The sequence below is a fragment of the Streptomyces sp. NPDC059456 genome (assembly GCF_042750055.1).
GTDB lineage: Bacteria > Actinomycetota > Actinomycetes > Streptomycetales > Streptomycetaceae > Streptomyces.
The window spans coordinates 1-6,081 of sequence record NZ_JBHYVA010000528.1 but is presented as its reverse complement, the minus strand read 5'-3'; the positions used below and the strand labels follow the sequence as shown (position 1 = coordinate 6,081).

Here is a 6,081-nt window from a genome sequence, read left to right as displayed (position 1 = left end):
GGGGCGCGCCGGGGCGCGGGGGGGGCTGGCCCCCCCCCCCGTGCGGCGGGTCGCGGGCGCGCGCGGCGGCGGCGGCCGGCCCCTCGGCCGGGGCGGAGGTGGAGACGCCCGCCAGCTGGGCGGCGGACGCCTTGCTGACGCTCTGCGTCGTGTTGGCCGCCGTACGGCTGACGATCAGGTCGCCGCCGAGGACCGGGAGTCCCTCGTACGTGCGCTCGTACCGGGTGTGGGTGGTACCGTCCTGGTCCTTGATCACATCGTGGACGAGGAGCTTCTCCTGGGAGGTGAGGCCGAGCTCCTTGGCCGTCGCGGCCGTGGTGCTCTGGGCCTTCGCTATGAGCTCGGCGCGCTGGGACGGGGTGAGCTGCACGGGCAGTGCGCCCGGGTTGCGAACGGGCTGGCCCGTGGGGGCGGTCGCGTTCGCGGATGCGTCGGACTGCGCGCTGGCGCTGCCTGCCTGGACGCCTACGGTGAGCAGGGCGGCTGCGGCGAGCAGGGCACCAGTGGCGGTGGCGTGACGACGATGCGTGGAATTCACGCTGACTCCTTCTGCCTGTGGGGGGTTTCCGGGCGGCTGGGATGAGGCCGGCCGGGCAGAGCGCGGCGGAGCTGGTTCGCGCTGGGGATGGGGAGAGAGTGCCAGCGATCCCGATCTTTGTCAGGAGCGCGTCAGGAATCAGCCGAAGGGAGTCCGGATTTCGCCCTTGGGTGTTCGCTGACCGGACGTTCCGGGTGGATGATCGGCCGCCCCCGGGCTCACCCGACCGGACTGATCGGGCCCATCCGACCGGGCTGACCTGGGACGGGAGTTGCCGGGGCCGAATGCGCAGCTGCCGCGGCCGTTCGCCGGTGGCCGGGGCGTGCCGGTGCGGACGGCCGTGAGGGCGGCGTAGTGCGCATTCAGGTAAAGCGTTCGGCATCAAGCGTCAAATAGCCTTGTCCTGCACATGACTTGCCGGGTGAGATCACGGAAGCCGCTCTGCGCGGCGCCACCCCCCAGGGAGTCTGCAATGCATCCAGTTCGTCGTACGTGGCAGCGTTCCGCAGCCGCCACGGCCGCTGCCTTCGGCCTCGCGCTCACCGCGATGGCGGCCGCCCCACTGACCGGTACCGCGACCGCATCCGCGCCGCACACCTCACCGGTTCCGCGCACCGTGGCCCGTCCGGCCGTCGAGGGACACCAGCTGGTCCGTGCCGTGGGCAGTCCGCTCTCCATCGAGGAGTGCCGGACCAAGTGGAAGATCGCCTGCTACACCCCGCTGCAGTACCGCGAGGCGTACCACCTGAACCCGCTGTACAAGGCGGGCATCACCGGCAAGGGCCGCACGATCGTCATCGTGGACTCCTTCGGCTCGCCGACCGTCCAGCACGACCTGGACGTCTACAGCAAGCAGTTCGGAATACCCAGCACCAAGGTCGAGGTGGTCAAGTGGGGCAAGGTCCCCGCTTGGGACCCGAAGAACGCCGACATGCTGGGCTGGGCCGGCGAGACGACCCTTGACGTGGAGATGGCGCACGCGGTGGCGCCGGACGCGAAGATCGTCCTGGTGGAGACGGCGGTCGCGGAGACCGAGGGCACCACCGGCCTGCCGGAGATGATGGACGCCGAGAAGTCCCTGATCGACCGGGGCATCGGCGATGTGATCACGCAGAGCTTCGGCGCGACCGAGGACACCTTCCCCGGCTTCGACAAGGGCGACTTCTCCAGCATCAAGAACCTGCGCTACGCCTTCGAGGCCGCGGCGCGCAACCACGTCACCGTGCTCGCCTCCTCCGGCGACGGCGGAGCCACCGACTACAACGCCGACGGCAGCGCCTTCTACGACCACCCCGTCAACTCCTGGCCCTCCTCGGACCCGCTGGTGACCTCCATCGGCGGCACCCAGCTGCACCTGAACGACGCGGGCAAGCGGACCGCCCCCGAGAGCGTCTACAACGACAACGGCGCGGGTGGCGGCGGCCAGTCGCACGTGTTCAAGCGTCCGGCCTTCCAGAACGGGGTCAAGGGCATCGTCGGCGCGCAGCGCGGTACCCCGGACATCTCGATGGCCGCCGCGGTCGACGGCGGCGCCTGGATCTACACCAGCTACGACCCGGCGTCCGCCGGCTGGGACGTCTCCGGCGGCACCAGCGAGTCCAGCCCGCTGTTCTCCGGCATCGTGGCCCTGGCCGACCAGGCTGCGGGCAAGCGCCTGGGGAACATCAACGAGGCGCTGTACTGCCTGTACGGGCGCTCCGCCCACGACCCGTCCACCGGCCTCGTCGACGTCAACGACGGTACGGACAACAGCTACGCGGGCGTCACCGGCTACACGGCGGTGAACGGCTACGACATGGCCACCGGCGTCGGCACGCTCGACGCGGCCCGCTTCGTACCCGCCCTCGCCCGCGAAGCACGGCGCGGCTGACGGTTCGCACCGACGGCCCGGCACGGGTGCGCTGCCGCGGGAGGCAGCACACCCGTGCCGTACGGGCTTCGTTCGGCTCGGGCAGGGTTGCGCCGCGAGGAACCTAGCGGCCGCGTCCCCGCTGGATCTCGAAGTGGTCGATCCGCTGGCCCGTCTCGGCCAGTGCACTGACCTTCAGCTTCGGGGAGCGGCCCGTCTCGACCTCGACCGCGAGGAAGGAGTAGTTGGTGTACCGCACCCGCGACCACTCGACCGTCTCGGTCGCCTTCGCACCGCCCTTGACCCACCGGTAGGAGTCGACGGCGTCGCGGTCCGCGACGTGGCCCTCGTACGAGTCCGGCACCGGGAAGCTGTACAGCGAACGCCCGGCCGCGCCTGCCGTGACGTACACGATGCCGTCCTGCGTCGGGTCGGTGCGCTCGCCGATCGGCACCTTGCGGCCGACCTTGTTGCCCTTGATGGCGTCGGTCCGCTCGTACACGTGGTTGTGGCCGTTGATGACCAGGTCCACCTGGTGCTTCTCGAACAGCGGCACCCACACGTCGCGCACCCCGCCCTCGGAGGCGTGCGCGCTGGTGGTGGAGAACGCGCAGTGGTGGAAGAACACCACGATGAAGTCCACGTCGCGGTGGTGGCGCAGTTCGCCCAGCCGCCGGTCCAGCCACGCGGTCTGCTTTCCACCGCTGATCCCGAAGTTGGCCGGGATCTCGTACGAGACGTCGTTCGCGTCGAGCGCGACCACACCGACGTTGCCGTGCACGAACGAGTACACACCGGGCTGGTTGACCGGGTCCGGGCCGTTGCCGGGCAGGGACCAGCGGGCGTTCTGGCCGCCGTAGCCCTGGGGCGAGTACCAGGCCTCCATGTCGTGGTTGCCGGTCGTCACCATCCACGGCACGGTCTTGGCCACCGTCTCCGTCTGGGCCAGGAACTGGTCCCAGGCGCGTGCGTCGTAGGTGTCGCCGGCGGTGCCCGAACCGGAGGAGTCGGCGTAGCAGATGTCACCCGCGTGCAGGTGGAAGGCCGGGTTCTGGGCCAGCAGCACCGCGTCGTTGCCGAGCGCGTGGTAGCTCACGCCCTGGTCGCCGAAGGCGGTGAAGGTGAAGTTCTCGGCGCGCGAAGGGGCCGTGGTGAAGGTGCCGAGCGTACCCAGGTTGCGGTGGTCGGCAGGGTCGAAGCCGTCGTGCCCCACCCCGTAGTAGTACGTCTGACCCGGCCTCAGCCGGTCCAGGCCCACGTGCAGGTAGAACTGCTCGGCCGCGGCGATCTTGCCACCGTTCAGGACCGGCGTGCTCAGGTGCCGGACCTCGGCATCGATCTTCACGCTCAGCGCCCAGGGGCTGGTGCCCACGCGCAGGTACGGCTTCTTCACCGCGAACGGCACCTGCCACGACACCCGCATCTGCGTCTTCGGATCGGCGCCGTACTGCAAGTGCCGCGCGAACGGCGCGGCCAGCGCACCGTCGACACCGCGCCGCTCGGTGGAGGTCAGCACGGCCGGAGCCGCGTACGACGGCGAGGCCGCGCCGACGGCCAGGCCGGCGCCGACGCCGGCGACGGCCGCGGTCACCGCACCCGCGCGCAGCGCGCCGCGCCGGGTGAACTTCGCACGCAGGTACTCGTGCTGCTCGGCCATGCTCATCCGGGAGGCGAGCTTCTGGGGGATACCGAAATCGGGAAGGTCCATGGCTGCAAACCTCATTGTCCTAGACGACGCGGAGTTCGCCGGGAAGTGAACGGACGGGGGCGGAACCCCCATGAGAGTCCCCGGAATTGCCCATCTTCGTGCCACCCCGGCGCGGAGCCGGACCGATCCCGGGCCGGCCGACCGCTGCCGGCACCCGCCCCTCACCACCGTCGGCTCGACCTGGAGAATGCCACGGTATGAACTCTCAGTCATGGAGCCCTGCGGACAGACTGCGCCGCGCCGTGCAGGGATACCCGCGCCGTGCGCCGCTGACCCTCGCCTATGTCTGCCTGCTCCTGGCCGGCCACGCGTGGATCGGGCACGGGCTGTCCGCCGACCGGGCGGCCACCCTGTTGGGCCACCTCAGCACCAACCTGGACAACCTGCAGGACCATCCGCTGTCCGCGCTGCTCGGCAGCGCGCTGTTCTTCGACGGGACGCTCACGGACGTCACCTCGGTCGACTTCGTGGGCACCTTGATCACCTTCGGCCTCGGTGTCTGCTGCTCCCTGGCCTGGGTGGAGGCCCGCTGGGGCAAGCGGCGCGCCGCGGCCGTGTTCCTCGGCGGGCATGTCGCGGCCACCCTGCTCACCGCTGTCGTCATCGCCGTCGCGGTGCAGCACGGCTGGTATCCCGCGGCCGTGCGACAGGCCTTGGACTACGGGGTGAGTTACGGAGCCCAGACCGTGCTGGCGATCGCCACTGTGGCCCTGCCACGCCGTGGCCGACTGCCTTGGGCCGCCTTCGTTCTCGCATGGCCGCTCGGCGGTGCCGAGTGGAACGGGCCGCTGCCGGACTTCACGACCGTCGGGCACCTCACGGCGGCAGCCCTCGGCTTCGCCCTGTTGGGCGTCCCGGCGTTCAGGCGGCAACGCGCCCGCGCGACCGGGCCGTCCTCCGCGGCGCACGACTCCGAGCTGCACCGGGACTCCGCTCCGCATGCGGCCGCGGCAGCAACCGGCGGCGAAACACCCCCGTCCGCCTGACCACCGGCGACGACGCGAGCGACCTCCGGCGCCGATTCCCCCCAGCCGGCCGGCCTGCCCGCGTCGGCAGACCCGTCCCGCCCTCGGGTGAGGTGCGCGCAGCGATGGCTTCGCCGAACGTCACGTACGTTCAAAGGCATGCACACCACGTTGACGGATCACGCCCGGTGCCTCTGGGGTGATGAGTACGGACCGACGCCCGAGTGCGCCGCGGGCGAACACCACTCGATGTTCTTCACGGAAGAGCTGACCTTCGCCGATCCCGAGGCCATCCTCGCCATGCTGCGTGAACTGTGCCCGCACGTGGTCGACGGCCTCCTGCCGGTGTGGGTCCGCAACCTCGCCTACCGGCTGGTCCTGCTGCAGCGGCCCGATGACCCCGCGTTGATGAGGGAGGCGGCCCTCCACCTCGAGGCCCACGGCCCTTCCTGGGACGGCATTGCCGAGGACCTCCGGGGTCGTGCGGACGCGCTCGACCCGGAGGGATGCGTACCGTGGGGGCACGGTCCTCGGCCGGGCACGCCCTCCCCGCCACCGGCCTGACGGCGGGGCGTGTGGCCGCAGTTCATCCCGGACGGCCGTGGCGGGCAAGGCCCGGGGTCAGCGGGCGTGGTGCCGGAGGTCCCGCTGACCGGGCACCCGGGTCGACCGGGGAGCGCCCTGGCGACGGTGGCTGCCTCGCGCCCGGCGGCCCGGGAAGGGGTTGTGCCGAACGGTGGCGCTGGGAGCCACGATCAGAAGACCGATGGGGATGAGGGCCACGACGAGGATGAGGACGGCAACGAGGTTCATGTTCCTGCCTTCCGTCGGGTATTGACTGGCTGCCACTACTTCTTGTTACCGAATTTCGCGCCCCTAAACACGGAGGGTGACTACGAGTGGGCTCACCCGGTGTCGTCGAGCAACGTCCCGGGGCGGCCAGGCGTCGTGATGAAGGCCGTGCACGCGGAGTTGCGGGCGGCGGTGGGGTCGTGGGTACAGATGGGGGAGGTATCCTCGC

5 protein-coding genes and 1 pseudogene are annotated in these 6,081 nt (G+C 70.9%); 3 read left to right on the top strand and 3 right to left on the bottom strand.

All coding sequences use genetic code 11. From position 1 onward, the window contains the following. A pseudogene (locus ACFXA3_RS32455) lies at positions 1-538 on the bottom strand (peptidase M4); the annotation flags it as partial. A gap of 472 nt (positions 539-1,010) precedes the next feature. Here ACFXA3_RS32455 and ACFXA3_RS32450 point away from each other — a divergent pair. Next, positions 1,011-2,408, top strand: coding sequence for a S8 family serine peptidase (locus ACFXA3_RS32450; protein WP_385192685.1), 1,398 nt, complete (start codon positions 1,011-1,013; stop codon positions 2,406-2,408). Between the two features lie 103 nt (positions 2,409-2,511). On the opposite strand, the gene ACFXA3_RS32445 is transcribed toward ACFXA3_RS32450, so the two are convergent. After that, complete coding sequence (locus ACFXA3_RS32445; RefSeq protein ID WP_385192683.1) at positions 2,512-4,095, bottom strand: purple acid phosphatase family protein; 1,584 nt, start codon at positions 4,093-4,095, stop codon at positions 2,512-2,514. A gap of 197 nt (positions 4,096-4,292) precedes the next feature. On the opposite strand from ACFXA3_RS32445, the gene ACFXA3_RS32440 reads away from it, so the two are divergent. Both ACFXA3_RS32440 and ACFXA3_RS32435 read left to right on the top strand, forming a co-directional pair. Continuing rightward, complete coding sequence (locus tag ACFXA3_RS32440; RefSeq protein ID WP_385192681.1) at positions 4,293-5,081, top strand: rhomboid-like protein; 789 nt, start codon at positions 4,293-4,295, stop codon at positions 5,079-5,081. A 138-nt stretch (positions 5,082-5,219) separates the two neighbouring features. Next, the gene (locus ACFXA3_RS32435) at positions 5,220-5,624 is read left to right on the top strand and encodes a hypothetical protein (protein WP_385192678.1); all 405 of its coding nucleotides are present in this window, start codon (positions 5,220-5,222) and stop codon (positions 5,622-5,624) included. Between the two features lie 57 nt (positions 5,625-5,681). On the opposite strand, the gene ACFXA3_RS32430 is transcribed toward ACFXA3_RS32435, so the two are convergent. After that, positions 5,682-5,873, bottom strand: coding sequence for a hypothetical protein (locus ACFXA3_RS32430; RefSeq protein ID WP_385192675.1), 192 nt, complete (start codon positions 5,871-5,873; stop codon positions 5,682-5,684). Between the last annotated feature and the right edge of the window lie 208 nt (positions 5,874-6,081).

Bases quoted from the DNA above. Each gene is read 5' to 3' on its own strand.
- ACFXA3_RS32450 (WP_385192685.1), top strand. From the start codon at position 1,011: ATGCATCCAGTTCGTCGTACGTGGCAGCGTTCCGCAGCCGCCACGGCC.
- ACFXA3_RS32445 (WP_385192683.1), bottom strand. From the start codon at position 4,095: ATGGACCTTCCCGATTTCGGTATCCCCCAGAAGCTCGCCTCCCGGATG.
- ACFXA3_RS32440 (WP_385192681.1), top strand. From the start codon at position 4,293: ATGAACTCTCAGTCATGGAGCCCTGCGGACAGACTGCGCCGCGCCGTG.
- ACFXA3_RS32435 (WP_385192678.1), top strand. From the start codon at position 5,220: ATGCACACCACGTTGACGGATCACGCCCGGTGCCTCTGGGGTGATGAG.
- ACFXA3_RS32430 (WP_385192675.1), bottom strand. From the start codon at position 5,873: ATGAACCTCGTTGCCGTCCTCATCCTCGTCGTGGCCCTCATCCCCATC.